Genomic DNA, 25,068 nt, shown 5'->3' on the forward strand with positions numbered 1-25,068 from the left:
CTTCGGTGTTTCTTTTTGTTCTTCGTTCTTGCGTTTCCGACTCTATCAGACTCTTTCGTGTCCGACTTCCTCGGTGCCTTTCCGGTTCCCGCTCCGGCCTTTCGGCTTTCGCGTTTCCCTTTCCGGCGGCTCCGACTTTATCAGGTCTTATTCGACTCCCTGACCACTCCCACCGCAGACATGCGGAGGCGAACCCAGGGATAGGATCTGACGTGAAGGTTGCCGCCGAAGCCGGGCGCTTACCGCGCCCCACGGCCTCAGGCAGGAGTCCGACTCTACATCGGGTCCCCGGTGGGCGCAAATCGTTGTGCACTGCCTCTACGTCCCGCAACCGGGACCCATCGTGCGGAACCGGGACTTCTTATGACTTACGCTTCTGAACAGTGCGTCGTCCAGGACAGGTAGTGGCGACGACTACGAATCTCCACCCCCTGGGAGGCATGCCATGACCAGTGTTTCGTCCCCGCTTGCAGGACGCGCCATCGGGCTCTCTGCAGTACCTGATCCCGTGTTCTCGGGCGCGATGGTCGGGCCTGGCACTGCCATTGATCCCGTGCGCGAGCCTTCCGAGGCCGTCTCTCCCGTGGACGGCATCGTCGTCTCTCTTCACCCGCACGCGTTCGTGGTGGTCGACGACCAGGGTCACGGTGTGCTGACGCACCTCGGCATCGACACCGTGCAGCTCAACGGCGAGGGCTTCGAGCTCCTCGTGAACAAGGGCGACACCGTGCAGCGCGGCCAAGCCGTGGTGCGCTGGGACCCGTCGGCCGTCGAGGCCGCCGGCAAGTCCCCGGTGTGCCCGATCGTGGCGCTCGAGGCCACAGCCGAATCGCTCTCCGATCTCGTCGAGGACGGCGAAGTGAAGTCCGGCGACGCGCTCTTCAGCTGGAAGTGACGTCATCGCCGTCGCTGACGGCAGGCACGACAACCACCGCGACGGCTCGGCCCGTCGCACTACCGGAGACGGGTGAAATGGAGACAACGCTGCGAGGCGTCGGTGTGAGCCACGGTGTGGCGATCGGCGAGGTTCGGCACATGGGCACGGCGGTTCTCGAGCCGCCGGCCAAGCAGATTCCCGCGGAGGAGGCCGGGCGTGAACAGGGGCGCGCTCGCCAGGCCGTGGAAGCTGTGGCGGCCGACCTGAATGCGCGCGGCAATCTGGCCGGTGGCGAGGCCCAGGCGGTCCTCGAGGCGCAGGCGATGATCGCCCAGGACCCGGAGCTGATGTCGGACGTCGACCGGCGCATCACCGTCGGCAGCACCGCCGAGCGCGCCGTCTACGACGCGTTCTCCCACTACCGCGAACTGCTCGCCGGTGCCGGTGAGTACATGGCAGGCCGGGTCGCCGACCTCGACGACGTGCGGAACCGCATCGTCGCGCGCCTGCTGGGTGTGCCGATGCCGGGTGTCCCGGACAGCGACCAGCCGTACGTACTGATCGCGCGTGACCTGGCGCCCGCCGACACCGCGCTGCTCGACCCGGCGCTGGTGCTCGGCTTCGTCACCGAAGAGGGTGGGCCCACCAGTCACAGCGCGATTCTCGCTCGGGCACTCGGGGTGCCGGCCGTCGTCGCGCTGCCGGGCGCCGGTGAGCTCGTCGAGGGCACGGTCGTGGCCGTCGACGGCAGCACCGGTGAGATCTTCGTGGACCCGAGCGTAGAGAAGCGGGAGCAGCTCGAGGCCGCCGCCGCCGAGCGCAAGGCGGCGCTGGCCGCGGCGACCGGTCCGGGTGCGACGTCCGACGGGCACAAGGTGCCGCTGCTGGCCAACGTCGGCGGTCCCGCCGATGTGCCGGCCGCCGTCGAGGCCGGTGCCGAGGGTGTCGGTCTGTTCCGTACCGAGTTCCTCTTCCTCGACGACAGCACGAAGGCGCCGTCCGAGGAGAAGCAGGTCGAGTCGTACCGCAAGGTGCTCGAGGCCTTCCCCGAGGGACGTGTCGTCGTCCGTGTGCTGGACGCCGGCGCGGACAAGCCGCTGGACTTCCTGACGCCCGGTGACGAGCCGAACCCGGCCCTCGGTGTGCGGGGTCTGCGGTCGCTGCTCGACCACCCCGAGGTGCTGCGCACGCAGCTGACCGCGCTGGCCAAGGCCGCCGAGGGGCTGCCCGTCTACCTCGAGGTCATGGCCCCGATGGTGGCGGACCGCATCGACGCCAAGGCGTTCGCGGACGCGTGCCGTGAGGCGGGGCTGCAGGCGAAGTTCGGCGCGATGGTCGAGATTCCGTCGGCCGCGCTGCGGGCGCGCTCGATCCTCCAGGAGGTCGAGTTCCTGTCGCTGGGCACCAATGACCTCGCGCAGTACGCCTTCGCCGCCGACCGGCAGGTCGGTGCCGTGTCCCGGCTGCAGGACCCGTGGCAGCCGGCGCTGCTCGACCTGGTGTCGCTGTCCGCCGAGGCGGCGCGCGCCGAGGGCAAGAGCTGTGGCGTGTGCGGTGAGGCCGCTTCGGATCCGCTGCTCGCCTGTGTGCTCACCGGTCTGGGTGTCACCTCTCTCTCGATGGGTGCGGCGTCCATTCCTTACGTGCGTGCGACGCTCGGCAAGTACACGCTGGCGCAGTGCGAGCGTGCCGCGTCGGCGGCGCGTGCCGCGGACAGCGCCGAGGAGGCCCGCAAGGCCGCGCAGGCGGTGCTGTCGGGCGAGTAGTCGTCCGCCTGTCCTGTCCCAGGGGCGCCCCACCGCATCGGTGGGGCGCCCCTGGTGCGTTCAGTGGTGGTGTCCGGTGTCGGGGGCGTCGTCCAGGTCGGGCGCCGCGCAGTAGTCGACGTTGGATTCCGGCGCGACGAGTTCTCCGGAGAGGGCGTCGGTGCAATACGCGTCGAAGACTTCGGCCGCGGTGAGGGGTTGGAGCCTGCCGCCGTCCATGCGCCAGCCCTGGACGCGGTCGCGGGTCCCGTCGGCGCTGGAGCGCAGCACCATGCCGGCCGCCCGGTGGGTGGCGATGCCGACCGCGAGGACGGTGGCGAACTCCATGGCTTCGGTGTCGTCGAGCAGTGCGCGGCCTTCGGCGTCGATCTCCACGTGGAGTGCGGCGAGGAGGGTCTCGGGATCGGAGGGCACGCTGCACACCAGGTGCCGGGTGCCAGGCCCTGGGATGTCGAGGGCTCGGGTGATCAGTCGGGAGGCGCGGGTGAAGGCGGCGCGTCCGATGTCCTCGCCGCAGGTCGCGCAGGTGCCGGTGCGGGCGAGGGTCACCGTGGCGTACTCCCAGGTGGCCTGGCGGACCGCCTCGTCGACCAGGTCGGGGACGAGGTCGGCGAGGGGCTGGCCCTCGTACGGCACGGTGGGGCCGCCTGCTGCCAGTTCGGCGGTGAAGCGGGTGCGGCTGGCCGGGGCGTCCGGGTCCAGGCCGCTCTCCGCGCAATAGTGGGCGTAGTCCTCGGGGTCGAAGAGGGCGACCGTGGTGTGCCTGCCCTGGGAGGCGAAGGTCTTGAGGAGGCCTTCGACCTGCTGGAGGTAGGTCTGGTGGTCGTCGAAGGTGAAGGTGCGGTAGCGGCGCATGGCCGCGAAGTCCTCCTCGTCGGCCAGCAGGCCGATGGTTCCGGCGACTTCGCGGCGCAGTGCGCGGCGCATCGTGTCGTGTCGTGCGTGCGTCATGCTTCCCCCTGCATTCGGTCGATCAATGCTCACTCACAGTAACCAGAGCCACTGACAACCGGGGTTGAGCTGGGGAAAGGTGTGTGCGTCAGGCGCGCTCGCGGGCCAGGTCGGCGTAGAAGTCGAGGAGTTCGACGCGGTCGACGGAGCCGCGGTTGACCGCCTTGTCCATGGACGCCCCTTGCAGGAGGCGCTTGACGGGGACCTCGATGCGCTTGCCGGTGAGGGTGTGCGGGATGCCGGGGACCTCGATGACCTCGTCGGGGACGTGGCGTGGGGAGAGCTCGGCGCGGATGGTCCGCTTGATGCGGTCGCGCAGGGCGTCGTCGAGTGTGGCGCCTTCGGCGAGGTGGACGAAGAGCGGCATCCAGTAGCCGCCGTCGGGCTGTTCGACGCCGATGACGAGGGATTCGCGGATCTCGGGGAGCCGTTCGACGGCCTCGTAGATGTCGGCCGAACCCATGCGGACGCCCTGGCGGTTGAGGGTGGAGTCGGAGCGGCCGTGGATGATCACCGAGCCTCGTGAGGTGAGGGTGATCCAGTCGCCGTGTCGCCAGACGCCGGGGTAGGTGTCGAAGTAGCTGTCGTGGTAGCGGGTGCCGTCCGGGTCGTTCCAGAAGTGGATCGGCATGGAGGGCATGGGGTTGGTGACGACGAGCTCGCCGACTTCATCGATGAGCGGTTTGCCCTGGGGGTCCCAGGACTGCAGGTCGGTGCCGAGGCAGGGGGCCTGGAGCTCGCCGATGTGGACGGGGAGGGTGGGGACCGCACCGGCGAAGCAGGAGCAGACGTCGGTGCCGCCGCTGACGGACGCGGTCCACAGGCCGCCGGGGATGTCGGCGAACGCGTCGTGCAGCCAGCGGAAGCCGTCGGGGGGCAGCGGGGAGCCGGTGGTGGCGACGCAGGTGACGCGGGAGAGGTCGAAGTCGCGGGCCGGGTGGACGTCCGCCTTGCGGCAGGCCATGACGTACGCGGCGGAGGTGCCGAAGAGGGTGGCTCCGGTGCGCTCGGCGATGCGCCACTGGGCGCCGGTGTCGGGGTAGCCGGGGCTGCCGTCGTACAGGACGATCGTGGTGCCCGTCAGGAGGCCGGAGACGAGGAAGTTCCACATCATCCAGCCGGTCGAGGTGTACCAGAAGAAGCGGTCGTCGGGTCCGAGGTCGCAGTGCAGGCCGAGCTGCTTGAGGTGTTCGACGAGGATGCCGCCCTGGGACTGGACGATCGCCTTGGGCAGGCCGGTGGTGCCGGAGGAGTAGAGCACCCACAGGGGGTGGTCGAAGGGCACCGCTTCGAAGGTGGGGGCCACGTCGGCGAAGGTGAGGGCCGACCATTCCAGGGCGCCTTCGGGGGCGTCCGTGCCGAGCAGCGGGATGTGGACGACGGCGCGCAGGCTCGGCAGTTCGGAGCGGAGTTCGGCGACGGTGTCGCGGCGGTCGTGCTCCTTGCCGCCGTAGCGGTAGCCGTCGACGGTGAACAGGACGACCGGTTCGACCTGCTGGAAGCGGTCCAGGACGCTGCGGGCACCGAAGTCGGGGGCGCAGGAGGTCCAGACGCCGCCGACGGCCGCGGTGGCGAGCAGGGCGACGACGGCCTGCGGGATGTTCGGCAGGTAGCCGCTGACGCGGTCTCCGGGGCGGACGCCGAGGGTGCGCAGTTCGGCGGTGAGCGAGCCGACCTGGCGGCGCAGCTCGGCCCAGGTGACCGCTTGCGGGTCCTGGCTCTCGTCGACGTGGAGGATGGCGGGCTCGTCCGCGCGCGTGGGGTCGTCGGCGGCGCGCAGGGCGTGCTCGGCGTAGTTGAGGGTGGCGCCGGGGAACCAGGTGGCGCCGGGCATGGCGCGGTCGCCGAGCACGCGCGCGTACGGCGTGGAGAAGCGGACGTCGAACCAGTCGGTGACGGCCTTCCAGAACGTCTCGAGCTCGGTCACGGACCAGTGGTGCAGCGCCGCGTATCCCCCGTCGGCCGGGGCTCCGTGGTGCTCGGCCGCCCAGGCCTGGAACCGGGTGACCTGCGCGGCGGCGATCCTCTCCGGGCTCGGCTGCCAGAGCGGCGCAGGGTTCGCTGAGGACGTCATGGGGCGGCTCCCGGACTGTACGCGTCGTATGCGTGGAGTGCGCACGTGCTGGGTGTGCGCGTGAACACGGCTGAAGGGGACGATGCCACGTGATCGACTTCCGCACCAGGGTGGGCCCCACACAGTGGGCCTCGCCGCTGTGTGGCGTCGCCCCAGGTGAACGGCAGCTGAACGCGGCACACGCGCGGCTTCTTCGGTGGCAGGGTGAGCAGCATGAACGGTCGTGACCTGGTGCGTTCGGTGAAGGCGGTCGGCATGGTCGGCACGGCGCAGGGGTTGCGCACGGTGCGCTCCTCGTGGCGCAGGTGGCGGTCGGACGCGCGGGCGCTGCCCAGGGGTGGCGCGGAGCGGGCGCGGGTGCCGGGTGCCGTGACGGCGATCGAGCCGGCGTCCGGTGGTGGCGTGGTGCGGTTCGCCCGCGCGGAGCTGCGGGTGCGGGTGACCGCCGGGGGCGCGGTCTTCCTGGGCTGGGACGGCGCGGAGCCCGAGCCGTCGTACGCGTTGTCGGGCCGGAGTCCCGAGCCGGATCCGCGGGCCGTCCTGGAGCCGGACAAGGAGGGCGGCTGGCGGGTCGTGTCGGAGCGGGTCACCGTCGTCGTCTCGCGGCTCGGGGCCGTCGCGCTGTACACGCCGGGCGGGGTGCTGCTGCGGCGCGATCTGCCGCCGCGCTGGTGGGAGCCGGTCGCGGGCGGGGCGGCGCGGTGGGTGCAGCGCTCGGAGGTGGCGGCGGACGCGCGGTTCTTCGGCCTCGGGGGGCGCGCCGGCGGGCTCCGGCTGCGGAACGGGACGTACCGGCTGTGGAACACCGACCCGGGCGGCTCGTTCGGTCCTGACGACGATCCGCTGTACATCACCATGCCGGTGCAGATGGTGGTGGCCGACGCGGGCACGCATCTGGTGTTCCACGACAACGCGTGGGAGGGCGAGGTCGTGGTGTGCGAGGGGGTGGTGGGTGACGGGTCGGGGCACGACCGGGCCGGTTCGTGCGAGGTGCGGATGGGGGGCGGGCCGTTGCGGTACTGGGCGATGGTCGGGCCTCCCGCGCGCGTGCTGCACTCCTGGGCGTCGCTCACGGGTCCCCCGGCGCTGCCGCCGTCCTGGGCGCTCGGGCACCATCACGCGCGGTGGGGCTTCGGCAGCGAGCAGGAGGTGCGCCGGGTCGTCGCGGGCTATCAGGAGCGCGGCCTGCCGTTGGACGCCGTGCACCTGGACATCGACCACTACGAGGCGCACAAGGTGTTCACCGTCGACAAGGAGCGCTTCCCCAAGCTGCCGCAGTTCGCCGGGGAGTTGCGCAGGGCGGGCACCCGGCTCGTCTCGATCGTCGACCCTGCGGTGAAGGCCGAGCCGGGGGTCGCGGTGTACGACGGCGGGGTGGCGGCCGACGCCTTCGTACGGGATGCCGCGGGGCGGCAGGTGCGCGGTGTCGTCTGGCCCGGAGAGGCGGTGTACCCGGATTTCACCGACCCGCGCGCGCGGGAGTGGTGGGGCGGGCTCTATGAGGAGCGCCTCGATCAGGGGTTCTCGGGTTTCTGGCACGACATGAACGAGCCGGTGTCGTTCGCGGCGTTCGGCGAGACGACGCTGCCGCGTTCGGCGCGGCATTGCCTGGAGGGGCGGGGTGGCGATCACAGGGAGGCCCACAACGTGTACGGCCTGGCGATGGCGCGGGCCGGGTACGAGGCGCTGCGCCGGCTGCATCCCGAGGAGCGGCCCTTCTTGTTCTCGCGTTCCGGCTGGGCGGGAATGCAGCGCTACGGAGGGACGTGGTCCGGCGACGTCTCGACGAGTTGGGCGGGGTTGCGTGCGTCGCTCTCCCTGGTGCTGGGGCTCGGGTTGTGCGGGGTGCCGTATTCGGGTCCGGATGTGGGCGGGTTCGACGGCAGTCCGTCGCCGGAGCTGTATCTGCGGTGGTTCCAGCTCGGGGCGTATCTCCCGTTGTTCCGTACGCATGCGGCGATCACGGCGGGGCGGCGCGAGCCGTGGGAGTTCGGCGACGAGGTGCTGGGGCACGCGCGCGGGGTGCTCGCCGAGCGCAGGCGGTTGCTGCCGTACTTCGTGACCCTCGCGCATCTCGCGCGGCGTACGGGCGCTCCCTATGTGCGGCCCCTGTGGTGGGGGGCTCCGGAGGACAGGGTGTTGCGGGACTGCGAGGACGCGTTCCTGCTCGGGGACGGCCTGTTGGTGGCGCCGGTGTTCGAGAGCGGGGCGGTGCGGCGGACGGTTCAGCTGCCGCGGGGCCGCTGGTACGACACGGTGACGGGCGCGGCGTACGAGGGGCCCGGGAAGGTGCTGTTGGACGCTCCGTTGTCGCGCGTCCCGGTGCTGGCGCGTGCGGGCTCGGTGGTGCCGGTGCGGGGCGCTGACGGCGGTGTGGAGCTGGAGGCGTGGGCGCCGTCCGTGGGGGCTTCCGGTGGGGGGCTGGTGGTGGCCGATGCGGGTGACGGGTGGGAGGAGGGCGAGTGGGAGCGGTATACGACGCGGTGGAGCGGCGGGCGTGTGGTCGTGGAGCGGGAGGACGGCGGCGCAGGGCCCGCACCGGAGCGTCCGGTGCGGGTGCGCGGGCTAGGGCGTTGAGCGGGCGGCAGGGGGCTCAGTAGCGGCCCTGGAACCACGCCCCGGCCGCCAGTGTGTGCAGCGGGAAGGCGAGCTCGTCCGGGCGGCGCAGCACGCTCCAGCACTCGGTCTCGTCCGTCGGCGCGGAGGGCGGCAGGTCGGCGGCGGGGCGTTCGGGGAGCAGGCCGAAGAGCAGCAGGTATCCGTCGGGGGCGCTCATGGCGTCGGCCAGGCGCACGTCGCGGCTGTCCGCGCCGATGCCGGTCTCCTCCTTGAGTTCGCGTACGACCGCGTGGCGCCAGTCCTCCCGGTCGTCGATGAATCCGCCGGGCAGGGCGATGCCCCCGCGCGCGGGGGTGATGGTGCGGGTCACGACGACCAGGCCGGTGCCCTGGGTGTCGTAGACGGGCTGGAGGGCCACCGCCACGGGCAGCGGATTGCGGTATGTGACGGCGCCGCAGGCGGCGCAGGTGCGGGGCCCGTCCGCGGGCCGGTCTCCGAAGGAGGCTCCACAGCTCGAACAGTGGGAGTGCGGACGGGAGTTGGTCTGGTGTGGGGATGCGGACACGCGGCGGACTGTATCCGATCGTCGACGCACCGGTCTTTCGCGGGCCCCCGTCTGCCTGATAGACGCAGGAGGCATGACCCGACTTGTCCCCGCGCTGCGGACCATCGCCCTCGGTGCCGCCGCCCTGCTGGCCGTGGCCGCCGCCCCCTCCCCCGCGCACGCGAAGCCGGAGCCGAAGGCTCCGCCGGAGTTCGTCGCGCTGCGCGACGTGGACCCGACGATCATCCAGGAGATGCGCTACATCACGCCGCACAACTTCGTGGGCGAGCCCGTCGACGGCTACCGCAGGCCGATGTGCATCCTCACCGCGCCCACCGCGAAGGCGCTGCACAAGGCGCAGCGGGCGCTCCTGCGCAAGGGCTACTCGCTGAAGGTGTACGACTGTTACCGGCCTCAGCGGGCCGTCGACCACTTCGTGCGCTGGGCCAAGGACCTGGGCGACGAACGCATGAAGGCCGAGTTCTATCCCCATGTCGACAAGTCGCGGCTCTTCGCGGACGGCTACATCGCGGAGAAGTCCGGGCACAGTCGGGGCTCGACGGTGGATCTGACCGTGGTGCGGCTGCCCGCCCTGCCGACCCGTCCGTACATCCCCGGCGAGCGGCTCAGGCCCTGTTTCGGACCGCGGAACGAGCGCTTCCCCGACAACTCCGTGGACATGGGGACGGGCTTCGACTGCTTCGACCCCCTGGCGCACACGGACGATCCCCGGATCAAGGGGAAGCAGCGGGCCAACCGCGACCTGCTGCGCTCGGCACTCGCCCGGCAGGGTTTCACCAACCTCCCCGAGGAGTGGTGGCACTTCACCCACAAGCCCGAGCTGTTCCCCGACACCTACTTCGACTTCCCCGTCTCGCCCGGGTCGCTGCGAGGGAAGTGAGCGCAACGGCGTCAAGGGGGCACAGGGAGAGGCCGCCCGGAACCACCCCCGTCGGCCCCGGACGACCTCTCCGATACTCGGACGCGAAAGAGGGCTCTCCGGTTCACCGTTCCCGGCACGCGCACCCCCCTGACGTAATCCGGTTGCCCGTGGCACACTTCTGACGTTCCGTCAGATCGAGTGCCTGGAGGAGCCTTGCCCCGTACGCACACACCCGTGGTGCCCCACTGGTTCGCCGGGGAGGGTGACGACTTCCGCCTTCTGGGCACGCGCTGTTCGGCGTGCGCCGCCGTCTTCTTCCCCCGCGAGGACGCGTTCTGCCGCAACCCCTGCTGCCCGGGCGGGGAGCTGGCCGAGGTGGGGCTGTCCCGGCGCGGACGCGTCTGGTCGTACACCGACGGGCGCTACCGGCCGCCCGCGCCGTACGTCTCCAACCCGGAACTTCCGTGGCAGCCCTACACGTTGATCGCTGTGGAGCTGGCGGCGGAGCGCATGGTGGTGCTCGGACAGGGGGCTCCTGGGGTCCGTGTCGCCGATCTGGAGGTCGGCATGGAGGTGGAGGCCGTCCCGGGCGTGCTGAACGAGGACGACGACACGACGTGGACGACATGGCACTGGCGACCCGTGGGGGTGGGCGCATGAACGGCGAGGTGGCGGTGCTCGGGGCGGGCATGCACCCGTGGGGCAAGTGGGGACGCGGTTTCGTCGAGTACGGAGTGGTGGCCGCGCGCGCGGCGCTCGCGGACGCGGGGATCGACTGGCGGGACGTGGGCTCGATCGTCGGGGCGGACACGGTCCGGGGCGGCTACCCCGGGTTCGTGGCGGGGGCCACCTTCGCCAAGGCCCTCGGCTGGCAGGGCGCGCGCGTGGCGAGCGTGTACGCGGCCTGCGCGTCCGGCGCCCAGGCCGTCAACACGGCGCGCACCCAGATCCTCGCGGGCCTGGCCGACGTGGTCCTGGTGGTGGGTGCCGACGCCGCGCCCAAGGGGTTCTTCCGGCCGGCCGGCGGGGACCGGGCCGACGATCCCGACTGGCTGCGCTTCCGGGTCCTCGGCGCGACCAACCCCGCCTACTTCGGGCTCTACGCCCGCCGCCGCATGGCCGTGCACGGCGACACCCTGGAGGACTTCGCCCAGGTCAAGGTGAAGAACGCGGCGGCGGGCGCGCTCAACGCCCACGCCCGCTACCGCAAGCCCGTCACCGCCGACGAGGTCGCCGCGTCGGCCGTCGTCGCCGACCCGTTGCGGCTGCTCGACATCTGCGCGACCTCGGACGGGGCGGCGGCCCTGGTGCTCTGCAGCATGGAGTTCGCGCGGCGGCACGGGGCGCCGGACCCGGTGCGCATCCGCGCGGTGTCCACCGTCACGCCCACCTACCCCACCACCGTGCTCGACCTGCCGGACATCGCCACCGACTCGGCGGCGGCCGTCGAGCCCGCCGACGGCACCTTCCGGGCGTCCATCGCGCGCGCGGCGTACGAGGAGGCGGGCATCGGCCCGGAGGACATATCCCTGGCCGAGGTGTACGACCTGTCGACCGCGCTGGAGCTCCAGTGGTACGAGGATCTCGGGCTGTGCGGCGAGGGCGAGGGGGCCAAGCTCCTTCGCGACGGGGCGACGTCGCCGGGCGGGCGGGTGCCGGTGAACACCAGCGGAGGCCTCGCCTCCTTCGGGGAGGCCGTGCCGGCCCAGGCCATCGCCCAAGTCTGCGAGGTCACCTGGCAGTTGAGGGGGACGGCGGGAGCGCGGCAGATCGATGGGGCGCGGGTGGGCATCACCGCGAACCAGGGTCTGTTCGGGCACGGCTCGTCGGTCGTCGCGGTGCGCTGACACCGCTCGGCGGGGGCCGGTGTCGCGCGGGTGAACCGTTGCCGTCCGCGACCTTGACGCTCCATCACCACCGGTGAACACTTCCGGGTGTCAGTCGGCGTCGCCATACCCCGGCCCCGGCGCCCAGACCATCTGAGCGCGACGGGTTCCGGTGAAGGGCCTGGTCAACAGGTCATCCCCCCGGGCGATCCGACGGCGACGGCACGCTCGTCATGGACGCCGGGCGGGGCGCGGGAGACCCCTGCCTCCGGTTGCAGCAGCCGGGCGTATCCAGGCAGCGGTCGTGGGAACCGCACCCTGCACGGAGGACCGGGGCGCACCGCCCCGGGCGAGGGCCTAGGAGCCGCCATGTACTCGAACGGGGACGTCTTCGTCGGTGAGGTCATCGGCACCGCGATCCTGATTCTTTTCGGCGCCGGCGTGTGCGCCGCCGTCACGCTCAGCCACTCGAAGGCAAAGGCCTCCGGATGGGTCGTCATCGCCTTCGGATGGGGCTTCGGCGTGCTCGCCGGGGCCTACACCGCGGGGCCGCTCTCCGGCGGGCACCTCAACCCCGCCGTCACGCTCGGCATCGCCATCGACACCGGCGACTGGGACCAGGTCTGGGTCTATCTGCTCGGGCAGATGGTCGGCGCGATGCTGGGCGCCGTCCTCGCGTACCTCGTCTACCTGGCGCAGTTCAACGCCAACGTCGCGCGCGGCGCGAAGGGCGACGCGGAGGGCGTGCACCAGCCGACGCCGACGCTCGGCATCTTCTCCACCATTCCGGAGATCCGGAACCCGGTCGCCAACATCATCACCGAGGTCATCGCGACCATGGCGCTGGTGCTGCCGATCCTCGCCTTCGGCCTGACCAAGGGGCTCGGCGAGTCCGGCACGCAGACGCTCATCGTGTCCTTCCTGGTCGTCGGCATCGGCCTCTCGCTGGGCGGACCCACGGGGTACGCCATCAACCCGGCGCGTGACCTCGGCCCGCGCATCGTGCACACCTTCCTGCCGATCCCCAACAAGGGCGGATCCGACTGGAGTTACGCCTGGGTGCCGGTGGCCGGCCCGCTGATCGGCGGGGCTCTCGCGGGCGTCATCTACAACGCAGCCTTCTGAATCCTCTCGTCAAGGGGTAGCCATGCCGGACAGCTCCGGGAAATTCGTCGCCGCCATCGACCAGGGCACCACGTCGAGCCGCTGCATCATCTTCGACCAGGACGGCGCGATCGTCGCCGTCGACCAGCGCGAACACCGCCAGATCTTCCCCAAGCCGGGCTGGGTGGAACACGACGCCACCGAGATCTGGTCGAAGGTGCAGGCGGTGGTCGCGGGGGCGATAGCCAAGGCAGGACTGCGCGCCGACCAGGTCAGCGCACTCGGCATCACCAACCAGCGCGAGACCACGGTCCTGTGGGACCGCGCCACCGGCAAGCCCGTGCACAACGCGATCGTCTGGCAGGACACCCGCACGTCGGGGCTCTGCAACGAACTGGGCGGCGCCGACGGCCAGGACCGCTTCCGCGAGCAGACCGGGCTGCCCCTCGCCAGCTACTTCTCCGGGCCCAAGGCGGCCTGGCTGCTCGACAACGTGCCGGGGCTCAGGGCCCGTGCCGAGCGCGGTGAGATCGCCTTCGGCACCATCGACTCCTGGCTCATCTGGAACCTCACGGGCGGCACCGATGGCGGCAAGCACGTCACCGACGTCACCAACGCGGGCCGCACCATGCTGATGAACCTGGAGACGCTCCAGTGGGACCCGTCGATCCTGTCGGCGATGAACATCCCCGAGGCCATCCTGCCGGAGATCAGGTCCTCGGCCGAGGTGTACGGCACGGCCGTGGGCCAGCTCTCCGGGGTGCCCGTCGCCTCCGCCCTCGGCGACCAACAGGCGGCCGTCTTCGGACAGGCCTGCTACGACACCGGCTCGGCCAAGAACACGTACGGGACGGGCAGTTTCCTGCTGCTCAACACCGGCAACCGTCCCGTCCCGTCCAAGAACGGGCTGCTCACGACCATGGGCTACAAGATCGGCTCCGAGGCCGCGGTCTACTGCCTGGAGGGGTCCATCGCGATCACCGGCGCCCTGGTGCAGTGGTTCCGGGACCAGCTCGGCATCATCCGCTCGGCCGACGAGATCGAGCCCCTGGCGGCGAGCGTGGAGGACAACGGCGGGGCGTACATCGTGCCGGCCTTCTCCGGCCTCTACGCGCCGTACTGGCGCTCCGACGCGCGCGGTGTCGTCACCGGGCTCACCCGGTACGTGACGAAGGCGCATCTCGCGCGTGCGGTGCTGGAGGCGACCAGCTGGCAGACCCGCGAGGTCGTGGACGCCATGTACCAGGACTCCGGGGTGCGGCTCACCCACCTCAAGGTGGACGGCGGCATGACCAAGAACAATCTGCTGATGCAGCATCAGGCGGACGTCCTGGGCGTGCCGGTGATCCGACCCAAGGTCTCCGAGACGACCTGTCTGGGCGCGGCGTACGCGGCCGGGCTCGCCACGGGTGTCTGGAACGACCTCGACGAGCTCAAGGCGCACTGGCAGCGGGACGTGGAGTGGACGCCGCAGATGGCCGCCGATTCGCGGGACCGGGAGTTCCAGAACTGGCACAAGGCGGTGGAGCGTAGCTTCGGCTGGCTGGAGGGCGGCGAGGGCTGAGCCGAGCGGAGCCGCGGCTCGTACCCCGGTCGGCGGGGGTACGGGCCGCTCGCGCGGGGCGGCTACCTGGTGGCGGGCTCCCTGGCCGCCGCGGCCGCCGCCATCGCGTGTTCCACGACGTCGATGAGGACTTCCTTGACGGACTCGCGGTCGCGCGCGTCGCACAGCACCACCGGCACGTCGGAGTCGAGGTCGAGGGCCTGGCGCACGGTGTCCGCGGGGTAACGGGAGGAACCCTCGAAGCAGTTGACGCCGACGACGAAGGGTATGGAGCGCCGCTCGAAGTAGTCGACGGCGGCGAAGCAGTCCTCCAGGCGGCGGGTGTCGGCGAGGACGACGGCGCCCAGCGCCCCGGTGGCCAGCTCGTCCCAGAGGAACCAGAAGCGGTCCTGCCCCGGCGTGCCGAAGAGGTACAGGACGAGGTCCTCGCGCAGGGTGATGCGGCCGAAGTCCATGGCCACCGTGGTGGTGTGCTTGCCGGCGACGCCGCTCGTGTCGTCGACGGGCCGGCCCGCCTCGCTGAGGGTCTCCTCCGTACGCAGCGGTTTGATCTCGCTGACCGCGCCGACCAGCGTCGTCTTGCCGACGCCGAAGCCGCCCGCCACGAGGATCTTCAGCGTGACCGGCTCCACGGGGGCCTTGCCGCGCTCAGAACGCCTGAAGATCATCGCTCACTTCTCCTGGATCGGTGGTGTCGCGCGGCGCCGGTCCGTATCCGCCGCCGCCGGGTGTTTCGATCACTAGTACGTCGTCGGGGCCGAGGTCGGCCGAGTCGCTGCCGGCGAGCTCCACGACGGAACCGTCCGCGCGCTCCACGCGGTTGGCCCCGAGTGCGCCACCCGCGCCGCCCGCCATGCCGTACGGCGCGACCGCGCGGTGCTGCGACAGGGTGGAGACCGTCATCGGCTCGCGGAAGCGGATGCGGCGCACGGCTCCGTCGCCGCCCCGCCACCGCCCCGCGCCGCCGCTGCCCCGCCGCACCGCGAACTCCTCCAGGAGGACGGGCAGCCGCCACTCCAGGACCTCGGGGTCGGTGAGCCGCGAGTTGGTCATGTGGGTCTGCACGACGGGCGCCCCGGCGAAGCCGTCGCCCGCTCCCGAGCCGGAGGCCACGGTCTCGTAGTACTGGTGGTGGTCGTTGCCGAAGGTGACGTTGTTCATCGTGCCGGAGCCCTCGGCCTGGACGCCGAGGGCGGCGTAGAGGGCGCCGGTGATGGCCTGGGAAGTCTCCACATTGCCGGCGACGACGGCCGCGGGCGGCTCGGGCGAGAGCAGGGAGCCGGGCGGCACGACGATCCGCAGCGGGCGCAGGCAGCCGTCGTTGAGCGGGATGTCGTCGTCCACGAGGGTGCGGAAGACGTACAGGACGGCGGCGTTGACCACCGCGAAGGGCGCGTTGAAGTTCGTGTCGAGCTGCGCGGAGGTCCCGGTGAAGTCGATGGTCGCCGAGCGTTCCGCGCGGTCAACGGTGACGCGCACCCGGATCGTGGCGCCCGCGTCGGTCCGGTAGGCGTACTCGCCCTCCTCCAGGACGTCGATGACGCGTCGTACGGCTTCCTCCGCGTTGTCCTGGACGTGCCGCATGTAGGCCTGGACGACGTCGAGCCCGAAGTCGTCGATCATGCGGGTGACTTCGTCGACGCCCTTCTGGTTGGCGGCGATCTGGGCGCGCAGGTCGGCGAGGTTGGTGTCCGGGTTGCGCGAGGGGTAGGGGGAGTCGGTGAGCAGGGCGCGGGTCTCGGCCTCGCGGAAGCGGCCCTCTTCGACGAGGAGCCAGTTGTCGAACAGGATGCCCTCCTCGTCGATGGTGCGGCTGCCCGCGGGCATGGAGCCGGGCGCGATGCCGCCGATCTCGGCGTGGTGGCCGCGCGAGGCGACGTGGAAGAGGATCCGCTCCCGCGCGGTGCCGTGCTCCCCCGGCCGGTCGAAGACCGGTGTGATGACGGTGACGTCGGGGAGGTGTGTGCCGCCGTGGTACGGGTCGTTGACGGCGTAGCTGTCCCCGGGGCGCATGGCGGCGCCGCGGCGTTCGATCACCTCCTTGACGCTGGTGCCCATCGATCCCAGGTGGACGGGGATGTGCGGGGCGTTGGCGACGAGGTTGCCCTCGGGGTCGAAGAGCGCGCAGGAGAAGTCGAGCCGCTCCTTGATGTTCACCGACTGCGAGGTGGACTCCAGGCGGGCGCCCATCTGTTCGGCGATGGACATGAAGAGGTTGTTGAAGACTTCGAGGAGGACGGGGTCGGCGGCGGTGCTCGCGGTGGAACTCTCCGGCTCCGCGACGCGTTCCATGACCAGGTGCCCGTCGTCGGTGGTCGCCGCCCGCCAGCCGTCGTCCACGACCGTCGTGGAGCCGTCCTCGACGATGACCGCCGGTCCGGTGACGGTCTCGCCGGGCGGCAGGTGCGCGCGCCGGTACAGCGGTACGTCGTGCCAGGCGCCGCCGGTGTGCAGGCAGATCTGGAGCGGGGCGTGCGGGACGTGCGGGACGTGCGGGGTGCCGGCGCCCGCGAGGGCCGAGAGGTCGGGCGGTTCGGTGAGGCCGGTGGCCTCCACGGAGAGGGCTTCGACGACGAGGGGGCGGTCCAGGGTGAAGGAGTAGGTGGCGCGGTGCCGGTCCTCGAAGTCGCCGCTCATGGTGGCCGGGTCGGTGAGCTCGACGGTCAGGGCGGTGTCCGTGCCGTCGTAGCGAAGTTGGGCGCGGCGGGTGACGCGGATGCGGTCGGCCGGCACGTCCTCGGCGAGGAGTTCGTCGCGGGCGGCGCTCTCCAGGTCGTCGGCGGTCCTGCGGACGCGCTCCATCGTCGACGCCTCCAGCGGCGTCTCCACGGACTGTTCGCGCATCGCCGTGGTGTCGGCGAGTCCGATGCCGAGGGCGGAGAGCACCCCGGCCATCGGCGGTACGAGGACGGTGCGGATGCCGAGCGAGTCGGCGACCATGCAGGCGTGCTGGCCGCCCGCGCCGCCGAACGTGGTGAGGGCGTACCGCGTGACGTCGTGGCCCTTCTGGACCGAGATGCGTTTGACGGCGCCCGCGATGTTGGCGACCGCGATCCGGAGGTAGCCCTCGGCGACCTGTTCGGGCGTGCGGTCGTCGCCCGTCGCCGCGCGGATCTCGTCGGCCAAGGCCGCGAAGCGCTCCCGGACGAGGTCGCCGTCGAGCGGCTGGTCCCCGTCGGGGCCGAACACCCGGGGGAAGTGGTCGGGCTGGACGCGGCCGAGGGCGACGTTGGCGTCGGTCACGGTGAGCGGGCCGCCGCCCCGGTAGCTCGCGGGTCCCGGGTCGGCGCCCGCCGAGTCGGGGCCCACCCGGTAGCGGCTGCCGTCGAAGTGGAGCACGGACCCGCCGCCCGCGGCGACGGTGTGGATGTCGAGCATCGGGGCGCGCAGCCGGACCCCGGCGATCTGCGTGGTGAACACCCGCTCGTACTCGCCCGCGTAGTGCGAGACGTCGGTGGAGGTGCCGCCCATGTCGAAGCCGATGACACGGTCGAAGCCGGCCAGCCGTGACATGCGGGCCATGCCGACGATGCCGCCCGCGGGTCCGGAGAGGATCGCGTCCTTGCCGCGGAACTGGCTCGCCTCGGCGAGGCCGCCGTTCGACTGCATGAACATCAGCCGCACGCCGTGGAGTTCGTCGGCGACGTGCTGGACGTAGCGGCGCAGGACGGGTGACAGATAGGCGTCGACCACCGCGGTGTCGCCGCGCGGGACGAGCTTCATGAGCGGGCTGACCTCACTGGAGAGCGAGACCTGCGGGAAGCCGGTACGGGCGGCGAGGTCACCGATGGCCTGTTCGTGGGCCGGGTGGAGGTGGCTGTGCATGCAGACCACCGCCACGGAGCGGATTCCGTCCGCGTAGGCGGTGCGCAAGGGGTCCGCGAGGCCGTCCAGGTCGGGGGCGCGCAGGACGTCCCCCTCGGCGGTGACGCGCTCGTCGACCTCGATGACCCTCTCGTAGAGGAGTTCGGGCAGGACGATCTCGCGGGCGAAGATGTGCGGGCGGTTCTGGTAGGCGATGCGCAGGGCGTCGCGGAAGCCGCGGGTGATGATCAGGGCGGTGGGCTCGCCCGTGCGCTCCAGGAGGGCGTTGGTGGCGACGGTGGTGCCCATGCGGACGGCGTCGACGGTCGCGGTGCCGGCGTCAGCGCCGCCCGCCTCTCCCCCGCCGCGCCCGGTCTCCGCGTGGCCCTCGTCGCGCCCGCTCTCCGCGTCGCCCTCGCCGCCTGCCGTGGCGAGCAGTTCGCGGATGCCGGCGACCGCCGCGTCGCGGTAGCGGGCGGGGTTCTCCGAGAGGAGCTTGTGGGTCCGGAGGCTGCCGTCCGGGTGGCGCGCGACGATGTCGGTGAAGGTGCCGCCCCTGTCGACCCAGAACTGCCAGCCAGTCACGTTCTCACTCCCGCTTCCGCGCTGTTCAGAGCGCCCGGAGGCCGTCGATCACGTCGCGCAGAATACTCTCGTCCGGCAGCTCGGCGGGGGGCACGGGGCGGGTCACGTGCACCAGTTCGTCCTCGACGAGGTCGCCGATGAGAACGCGGACCACGCCGATGGGCAGGTCGAGCTCGGCCGCCAGTTCGGCGACCGACTGGGGCGTGTCGCGGCAGAGCTCGACGATGTCCACGTGCTCCGGGGAGAGCGTCTTGTCGGCCTCGGGGACGCCGGAGGCCCACGTCTCGGTGACGACGACCGCGATCAGGTCGAGCCGGTGCTGTCCGGTGCTCGTGGTGCGGCCGCGCGTCATCGCGTACGGGCGCACCACGGGCCCGGCATCGTCGTCGAACCAGCGGGGCGACTCCTGCGCTCCCGCTAACGTCCGCTCGGCCTCTGTCGTTCTCTGCGTCCCTCGACCGTCGTCATTCATGACCTCCCACTACCCCCCGGCGGACAGATCCGTGCGCGGAGCCGTCCCCAGATGCACACCCACCCGCTTGACCAGCAGCGTCATCTCGTACGCCACGAGGCCGACGTCGGAGTCCGCGTCCGCGAGGACGGCGAGACAGCTGCCGTCGCCCGCCGCGGTGACGAAGAGGAACGCGTCGTCGAGCTCGACCACGGTCTGGCGGACCCTGCCCGCCTCGAAGTGCCGGCCGACGCCCTTGGCGAGGCTGTGGAAGCCGGAGGCGACGGCGGCGAGGTGCTCGCTGTCCTCCCGGGTGAGGTTCTTCGACACGCCGGTCGGCAGGCCGTCCCCGGAGAGCACGAGCGCCTTGCGGATGCTGGCGACGCGCTCCACCAGGTCGTCGAGGAGCCAGTTGAGCTCTCCGTGTCCCCCGGTCGTCGTGGTGCGTGCGTCGGCGTTCGGTGCGGTCATCGACCGTCCCCCTCGGGTGTCGTTCCTGGTGCTGTGCCGTGCGTGGCGTCGTCGCCCGCGGCGTTTTCGTCGCGGCCGCGCTGCCAGCCCCGCTGGAGCGAGGCCATGCGGCTGCGGACCTCTTCCGCGTCGCGCTCCTCCGGCCGGGTCTCGGCACGGTCGGGGCGGCGGTCGGGTCCGGCCTTCAACTGCGGGGCGAGACTGGCCTGCCGGACTCGGCGGGGCAGTCCGCCCGGGGCGGTCGTGGGGGTGTCGCGGTCCCGGCGGCCCGGGGCGGCGGGCCGCGTCGGGGCGGGGTCGGGCGCCGCGGCGGGGCGCAGTCCGTTCTCGGCGCGGGACGCACGGCCCTGGGCGGCGCGGCTCTGCGGGCCGCGGTCCTGGTCGGCCCGGTCCTGGGTGGCGGTCCTGGGGCCGCGGCGCGGGAGCCCGGAGCCGGGTCCGTCGTCGAGGGCGGTGACGTCGCGGTGCGGCGGGGCCAGATCCGGCCATACGGGCTGCTGCGGGCGCTCGGGGAGTTCGTCCTCGGCGGCGGGGGCGAGCGGCCTGTCGTCCGGGAAACGGCTGTCCTGGGAGCGGCCTTCGGAGAACCGGCTGTCCTGGGCCCTGCCTTCCGGGAAGCGGCTGTCCTGGGGCTTGGGGTGAGTCACCGGGCGGCCGTTGGAGCGGACCAGCTTGGGGGTCCTGCGGCGCGGCAGCGGTACGGGGCCGCCGTGCGCGTCGTCGGCCGGGTCGTCGTCGAGGTGGGCGGGGACGGCGTCCCTGCGGGTCGGCTCGGCGCGGCCCGCCTCGCGGTCGTCGCGGGCCTGCTGGTGCTGTTCGCCGGGGGCTCCGGCCACCCTGCGGCGCGGCCGGAAGAGGCCGCCGCGTTCGCTGTCCTCGTCGTCGAGCGCGCCGGGGAAGCCGTCGAGGTCCCCGAGGCCGACGGGCGCCTCCAGTTCGACGGGCCCGTCGAGGACGGAGGCCGGCAGGCCGGGGAGCTGCACGGGCACCTGGGAGAGCGCCGCCGCGCGGTCGGCCGCCTTGTCCTGCCCGGCCGTGACCTCGCGGCTCTGCGGCCGGTCGAGCCGGTAGCCGCCGGTGTCGGGCACGTCGTCGGTGAGCAGCGACTCCGGGATGAAGACGACGGCGGTGGTGCCCCCGTACGGAGAGGGCTGCAGCGAGACCCGGACGCGCTGGCGCTGCGCGAGCCGGCTGACCACGAACAGGCCGAGCCGGTCGGTGTCGGAGAGCTCGAACTCGGGGGTCTCGGCGAGCCTCAGGTTGGCGTCCAGGAGCGCGTCGGGCGTCATGCCGAGGCCGCGGTCGTGGATCTCCAGGGTGAAGCCGTTGGCGACGTGTTCACCGAGGACCTGCACCCCGGTGTGCGGGGGCGAGAACACCGTGGCGTTCTCCAGGAGTTCGGCGAGCAGGTGGGTGATGTCGGCGACCGCGGGGCCGGTGACGGCGATGCGGGGCAGGCGGCGCACCTCGATGCGCTCGTAGTCCTCGACCTCGGCGACGGCCGCGCGGACGACGTCCATGAGCTGGACGGGCTTGCGCCACTGGCGTGAGGGGGCGGCGCCGGAGAGGATCACCAGGCCCTCGGCGTGCCGGCGCATGCGCGTGGTCAGGTGGTCGAGGCGGAAGAGGTCGGCGAGTTCGTCGGTGTCCTCGGTCCTGCGCTCCATGGTGTCGAGGAGGGTGAGCTGCTTGTGCAGCAGCACCTGGCTGCGCCGGGCGAGGTTGACGAACACCTCGGAGACGCCGCGGCGCAGGTCGGCCTGTTTGACGGTGGCCTCGACGGCGGCGCGCTGCAGGGTGTTGAGTGCCTGGCCGACCTGGCCGATCTCGTCCTTGCCGTAGGTCAGGCGGGGCGCCTCGGTCTCCACGTCGACGTGTTCGCCGGCCGCCAGCCTGCGCAGTACGCCCGGCAGCCGGACGCCGGACGCCTCATGGGCCTCCAGGCGCAGGCGGCGCAGGTCGCGGACGAGGCTGCGTCCGATGCGTACGGACAGGAAGAGGGAGACGAGGAGCGCGAGCAGGCCGAGCACGCCGGCCGCGATGACGCGCACGATGACGCGGACGGCCGCCGGTTCGACGCGGTCCTGGAAGCTGTCGGTCGCCTCGATGTTGCTTTCGGAGAGCTGTTTGAGGACCCGGCTCGCCGCCTCGTCCCAGTGGCGCGACGTCACCACGCGCGGGGCGTCGGTGCCGGCCTCGATGACATCGTTCTCGGCCTTGTTCAGACGGGTGGCCTCGGTGCCGCTCCAGTAGCGCTGGTAGCGGCCGCGGTCCTCTTCGGAAAGCTGCGGGAAGTTCACCTCGAAGAGCAGGGTGCGCTGCGCCCGGAGCTCGGTGACCTGTCGGACCTCGGCCTTGGTGAGCTGGCCCGCGACGAGCGCCGAACCGATCACCGCGTCCTCGCGGGAAAGCAGCTCACGCGCGCGGGTGGCACCGACGAGGGCGCGGCCCTGCTGGTCGTACTCGGTGTCGTCGAGCCCCGAGAAGCCGTTGAGCGTGCTCAGCAGGTCGAAGTAGGGGTCGATCAGCTTGGTGTACATCTTCAGGGCGCCGGCCCGGGTGAGGGTGCCCTCCTCGACGCCCTGGCGCAGCGGCCCGATGCCGTCGAAGGCCTCGACGAGCTCGTCGAGCCGCTTGCGGGAGTCGTCGCTGACGCCGTCGCGGACGTCCGGGTCCTCGGCGTTCGTACGGATCTTGGCGATCATGTCGTCGGTCGCGGTGCGGCTGCGGCGCAGCGCGGCGAGGGCGTCCGAGGCCCGGGGATCGGCGAGATAGACGAGGGTCTGGCGACGCTCCTGCTGAATGACGCGCGCCGTGTCCTCGACGGGGTAGGCGAGCTTGTCGACGACGTTCACCGTGTCGATCAGGCTCAGTGCCTCGCGGCCGGTGACGACGGTGGCGAACGCCCAGATGGCGGTGAGGGAGAGCAGCGGCACGAGCAGCAGCGCCACGATCTTCCGGCGGATGGACTTCCCGCGAAAGCGCATGGCCTCCCCCAGATCGGCCCCCTGCGACCGTTGCACGGGCCAGGGGCACACATGTGCGTCAACAAACGGCGCGAGCCTACTACTGACTCACGAGCAACTCGAAGGCGCATCCGAACGCTTTTCAGCCGTGACGCGAAAGGGACATCCCTAGTTGTCCCTCCATTACGGGAGATTGCGTCCCAGCATGCGGCACCCCCGCCCCGGACCCATCCACCGTTCCCGGCACGCCAGTTGGCCGGAATTCTTCGCTGCACGGAACCGGAGCGGGAATCTTTCGGATCTCTCGTTCGTCTTTCGGGCAGAGAGTCGCGGAGCCGGGCACACGTCACTGGACAGCCGACATGACGGGCGGCAAAACGGGCAGCCAGTGGTGAACGGCCGCGAAGCAGTGGGGGGAGTGACGACATGATGGGTACGGCAGGGCGCCACGAGGCGTCCGGGGAACACCAGGCGCAGCGGCCGCCGTTGTGGGTCGAGGAGCCCGCCCGCAGGAGGCGGTTGCCGGATCCGGTGCGGACGGCCGCCGTGCGGGCCGTGATCATAGTGGCGCTGACCCTGGTCCAGGCGATGGTCGCCTTCCTCGCCGCGCTCGCCGGCTCCTGGCTGTCCTTCCCCATGGTTCTGAGCAGCGTGGCCAGCACGGTCGCGGCGACCTGGGGCGTGCTCGACGTGTGGGTGACCCGCCAGGTGTGGAACCAGCGGTACGGCGTGGTGTCGGCGCCGAGCAGTACGGCACGGCAGCTGCGGCGCGAGCGGCGGCGGGCCAGCCGTCAGGCGCGGGGCGCGGCGGGCGGCCAGGAGCGCATGGGCGGCAAGGACCGAATACAAGGACACAGCGGGGCAGGACAGTTGTCGCACCCCTGAGCACCTGAGCGCCCCGGGTGTCAGGCCCGGACGGGCTCGGTGACCAGGTCTGTCCCACGCTCCCCCGCCGGCCCTGACGGTCGCTCCGCCGCCAGGCCCCTGCGCGCCTTCATGAACGGCCGGGCACGGTCGACCGCGAGGACCGCCGTGGTCCGGCCCGCCCGCTCGTACACGGCGAGGAACCCGCTCCCGTCCGTGACGTCCGTCGTCCCCTCGACCACCCGTACGGTGTCGTCCGGGCGGCGCCGCCCCGCGAACTGCACACGGGAGCCGTACTGATCGGACCAGAAGTACGGGAGGGGGCGCACCGACTGGACCGTGTGCCCGGCGAGCAGGTTCCGTACGGCGACGCGGGGCTGCTCCGTCGCGCTCGTCCAGTGCTCGGCGCGGACCCCGCCCACCCGGGCCACGTCGCCCACCGCGACGACCTGGGGCAGCGAGGTGACGCAGCCGTCGTCGCACAGGACGCCGGCATCCACGGCCAGCGGCGAGCCCGCGAGCCAGTCGGTGGTGGGGGCCGCGCCGATGCCGACGACGACCACGTCGGCGGGGAGTCGCCGCCCGTCGGACAGCTCCACGGCGGTGACCGTGCCGTTGGCCGGCCCGCCGCGCAGCCCCGCCACGCCCACTCCCGTCAGGAGCCGCACTCCGCCGCGGGCGTGCAGGCGGGCGCACACCTGTGCCATCTCCTGCCCGAGCTGCGCCGCAAGAGGCAGCGGCGCGGCCTCGACGACGGTGACCTCGTGGCCGAGCGCCGCGCACGAGGACGCCGTCTCGGCCCCGATGAAGCCGCCGCCGATCACCACCACCCGCCGCGGCCCCTGCGTCAGTTCCGCCCGCAGGGCGCGGGCGTCGTCCAGGGTGCGCAGCGTGTGGACCCCGGCGAGCGGCTCCCCGGCCAGGCGCCGGGCGGAGGCCCCGGTGGCGATGACGACGCCGTCGCCCGCCAGGGTGCGGCCGTCGTCGAGGACGACGGTGCGGCCGCGCGCGTCGAGGGCCCGCGCCCGCGCGCCGAGGAGCCAGGTGGCGTCGAGTTCCGCCGTCTCCTCCGCGTCGCTGAGGGCGAGCTGCCCCTCGTCCGTGTCGCCGGTCAGGAAGCCCTTGGACAGGGGTGGCCGGTCGTAGGGCCGGTGCGGTTCGGCGCCGACGAGGACGAGGCGGCCGTCGAACCCCTGGGCGCGCAGTTCCCGCGCGGCGTACAGTCCGGCGAGCGAGGCGCCCACCACGATGACGGTCCTCATGCCGCGGATCCCTTCTCGGCGGCTCCCGCGTCGGCGGTGCGGCCGTGCAGGGCGCCCTGGCCGACCAGCCCGTCGGTGGCGAGGCGTACCTGGATGACGCCGTCCTCGACGTACACCTGGTGGGTGCGGACGGGGCGGCGTGCGGGCAGACAGGTGGGCCTGCCGGTCCGAAGATCGAATGACGCGGCGTGCAGCGGGCATTCGACCTGACAGCCCTCCAGCCAGCCCTCCGACAGGGAAGCGTCCTGGTGGCTGCACGTGTCGTCGATGGCGAAGAGCTCACCGTCGGCGTTGAACACCGCGACGGGCGGCGTGGTGTCGAGGCGGACGGATTCGCCCGCGGGGAGGTCTTCAAGGCGGCATACGGGGATCATGGGCCCCCCTCTGGTGTCATTCGGCCCGGTCCTGGGCCCGTGGGGGACCAAGACCCTTCGGTAACATGATGTTTCGCATGGCGCACGAGGGAGCGCTATGCGCAACAGAATCCGGGTGGGGTGCCCATCGCGTCAAGGGCTTC

General features: G+C 72.1%; 19 protein-coding genes. 9 read left to right on the forward strand and 10 right to left on the reverse strand.

All coding sequences use genetic code 11. The features are described 5' to 3' along the window. Window positions 1-445: 445 nt before the first annotated feature. Together ACFYO9_RS27500 and ptsP are read left to right on the forward strand one after the other, a co-directional pair. Window positions 446-895, forward strand: a complete 450-nt coding sequence (locus ACFYO9_RS27500) for a PTS glucose transporter subunit IIA (RefSeq protein WP_358778766.1) — start codon at window positions 446-448, stop codon at window positions 893-895. A 77-nt stretch (window positions 896-972) separates the two neighbouring features. Next, window positions 973-2,643 carry a phosphoenolpyruvate--protein phosphotransferase gene (ptsP, locus tag ACFYO9_RS27505; protein WP_355819566.1) on the forward strand — a complete coding sequence of 557 codons (1,671 nt, stop codon included), beginning with the start codon at window positions 973-975 and terminating at the stop codon, window positions 2,641-2,643. Between the two features lie 60 nt (window positions 2,644-2,703). On the opposite strand, the gene ACFYO9_RS27510 is transcribed toward ptsP, so the two are convergent. Both ACFYO9_RS27510 and ACFYO9_RS27515 read right to left on the reverse strand, forming a co-directional pair. Then, window positions 2,704-3,594 (reverse strand): hypothetical protein, encoded by an 891-nt coding sequence (locus ACFYO9_RS27510; protein WP_358778767.1) that lies wholly within the window; start codon window positions 3,592-3,594, stop codon window positions 2,704-2,706. A gap of 88 nt (window positions 3,595-3,682) precedes the next feature. After that, window positions 3,683-5,668: an acetoacetate--CoA ligase gene (locus tag ACFYO9_RS27515; RefSeq protein WP_358778768.1), complete on the reverse strand. Its 1,986-nt coding sequence runs from the start codon at window positions 5,666-5,668 to the stop codon at window positions 3,683-3,685. 213 nt (window positions 5,669-5,881) lie between these two features. Here ACFYO9_RS27515 and ACFYO9_RS27520 point away from each other — a divergent pair, with 213 nt between their 5' ends. Next, a complete protein-coding gene (locus tag ACFYO9_RS27520; RefSeq protein ID WP_358778769.1) occupies window positions 5,882-8,245 on the forward strand; it encodes a glycoside hydrolase family 31 protein in 2,364 nt (787 codons plus the stop codon). Between the two features lie 16 nt (window positions 8,246-8,261). Here the strand turns inward: ACFYO9_RS27520 and ACFYO9_RS27525 are convergent, their stop codons facing one another. After that, window positions 8,262-8,792, reverse strand: coding sequence for an NUDIX domain-containing protein (locus tag ACFYO9_RS27525; RefSeq protein ID WP_358778770.1), 531 nt, complete (start codon window positions 8,790-8,792; stop codon window positions 8,262-8,264). 73 nt (window positions 8,793-8,865) lie between these two features. Between ACFYO9_RS27525 and ACFYO9_RS27530 the strand changes: the two genes are divergently transcribed. The 5 genes from ACFYO9_RS27530 to glpK all read left to right on the forward strand — a co-directional run bounded on the left by ACFYO9_RS27530 (window position 8,866) and on the right by glpK (window position 14,148). Next, window positions 8,866-9,672 carry a M15 family metallopeptidase gene (locus ACFYO9_RS27530; RefSeq protein WP_358778771.1) on the forward strand — a complete coding sequence of 269 codons (807 nt, stop codon included), beginning with the start codon at window positions 8,866-8,868 and terminating at the stop codon, window positions 9,670-9,672. Window positions 9,673-9,888: 216 nt separating this feature from the next. Continuing rightward, window positions 9,889-10,314 (forward strand): zinc ribbon domain-containing protein, encoded by a 426-nt coding sequence (locus ACFYO9_RS27535; RefSeq protein WP_358778772.1) that lies wholly within the window; start codon window positions 9,889-9,891, stop codon window positions 10,312-10,314. Further along, entirely contained in the window at window positions 10,311-11,501 is a 1,191-nt protein-coding gene (locus ACFYO9_RS27540; protein WP_358778773.1) for a lipid-transfer protein, read from the forward strand. Before ACFYO9_RS27535 ends, ACFYO9_RS27540 begins: the two co-directional genes overlap by 4 nt. Before the next feature lie 348 nt (window positions 11,502-11,849). Beyond that, window positions 11,850-12,605 (forward strand): MIP/aquaporin family protein, encoded by a 756-nt coding sequence (locus tag ACFYO9_RS27545; protein WP_355819542.1) that lies wholly within the window; start codon window positions 11,850-11,852, stop codon window positions 12,603-12,605. Between the two features lie 22 nt (window positions 12,606-12,627). Next, the gene (gene glpK / locus ACFYO9_RS27550; RefSeq protein WP_358778774.1) at window positions 12,628-14,148 is read left to right on the forward strand and encodes a glycerol kinase GlpK; all 1,521 of its coding nucleotides are present in this window, start codon (window positions 12,628-12,630) and stop codon (window positions 14,146-14,148) included. Between the two features lie 62 nt (window positions 14,149-14,210). Here the strand turns inward: glpK and ACFYO9_RS27555 are convergent, their stop codons facing one another. From ACFYO9_RS27555 to ACFYO9_RS27575, 5 genes are read right to left on the reverse strand one after another with little or no spacing between them, the layout of a single operon-like run. Continuing rightward, complete coding sequence (locus ACFYO9_RS27555; RefSeq protein WP_358713257.1) at window positions 14,211-14,816, reverse strand: ATP/GTP-binding protein; 606 nt, start codon at window positions 14,814-14,816, stop codon at window positions 14,211-14,213. Beyond that, window positions 14,797-18,537, reverse strand: a complete 3,741-nt coding sequence (locus ACFYO9_RS27560) for a hydantoinase B/oxoprolinase family protein (RefSeq protein ID WP_358778775.1) — start codon at window positions 18,535-18,537, stop codon at window positions 14,797-14,799. The genes ACFYO9_RS27555 and ACFYO9_RS27560 overlap by 20 nt, the downstream gene beginning before the upstream one ends. Before the next feature lie 25 nt (window positions 18,538-18,562). After that, complete coding sequence (locus ACFYO9_RS27565) at window positions 18,563-19,009, reverse strand: DUF742 domain-containing protein (RefSeq protein ID WP_355819530.1); 447 nt, start codon at window positions 19,007-19,009, stop codon at window positions 18,563-18,565. 9 nt (window positions 19,010-19,018) lie between these two features. Then, window positions 19,019-19,459 carry a roadblock/LC7 domain-containing protein gene (locus ACFYO9_RS27570; RefSeq protein WP_355819527.1) on the reverse strand — a complete coding sequence of 147 codons (441 nt, stop codon included), beginning with the start codon at window positions 19,457-19,459 and terminating at the stop codon, window positions 19,019-19,021. After that, window positions 19,456-22,446 (reverse strand): nitrate- and nitrite sensing domain-containing protein, encoded by a 2,991-nt coding sequence (locus tag ACFYO9_RS27575; protein ID WP_358778776.1) that lies wholly within the window; start codon window positions 22,444-22,446, stop codon window positions 19,456-19,458. Before ACFYO9_RS27575 ends, ACFYO9_RS27570 begins: the two co-directional genes overlap by 4 nt. Before the next feature lie 405 nt (window positions 22,447-22,851). On the opposite strand from ACFYO9_RS27575, the gene ACFYO9_RS27580 reads away from it, so the two are divergent. Continuing rightward, window positions 22,852-23,310, forward strand: a complete 459-nt coding sequence (locus tag ACFYO9_RS27580) for a hypothetical protein (RefSeq protein ID WP_358778777.1) — start codon at window positions 22,852-22,854, stop codon at window positions 23,308-23,310. Between the two features lie 20 nt (window positions 23,311-23,330). Here ACFYO9_RS27580 and ACFYO9_RS27585 read toward each other — a convergent pair whose 3' ends face one another. Beyond that, window positions 23,331-24,551, reverse strand: coding sequence for an FAD-dependent oxidoreductase (locus ACFYO9_RS27585; protein ID WP_358778778.1), 1,221 nt, complete (start codon window positions 24,549-24,551; stop codon window positions 23,331-23,333). Continuing rightward, window positions 24,548-24,925 (reverse strand): bifunctional 3-phenylpropionate/cinnamic acid dioxygenase ferredoxin subunit, encoded by a 378-nt coding sequence (locus ACFYO9_RS27590; protein ID WP_358778779.1) that lies wholly within the window; start codon window positions 24,923-24,925, stop codon window positions 24,548-24,550. Before ACFYO9_RS27590 ends, ACFYO9_RS27585 begins: the two co-directional genes overlap by 4 nt. Window positions 24,926-25,068 lie beyond the last annotated feature (143 nt).

The sequence above is a fragment of the Streptomyces sp. NPDC005863 genome (assembly GCF_042871345.1).
Taxonomy (GTDB): domain Bacteria; phylum Actinomycetota; class Actinomycetes; order Streptomycetales; family Streptomycetaceae; genus Streptomyces.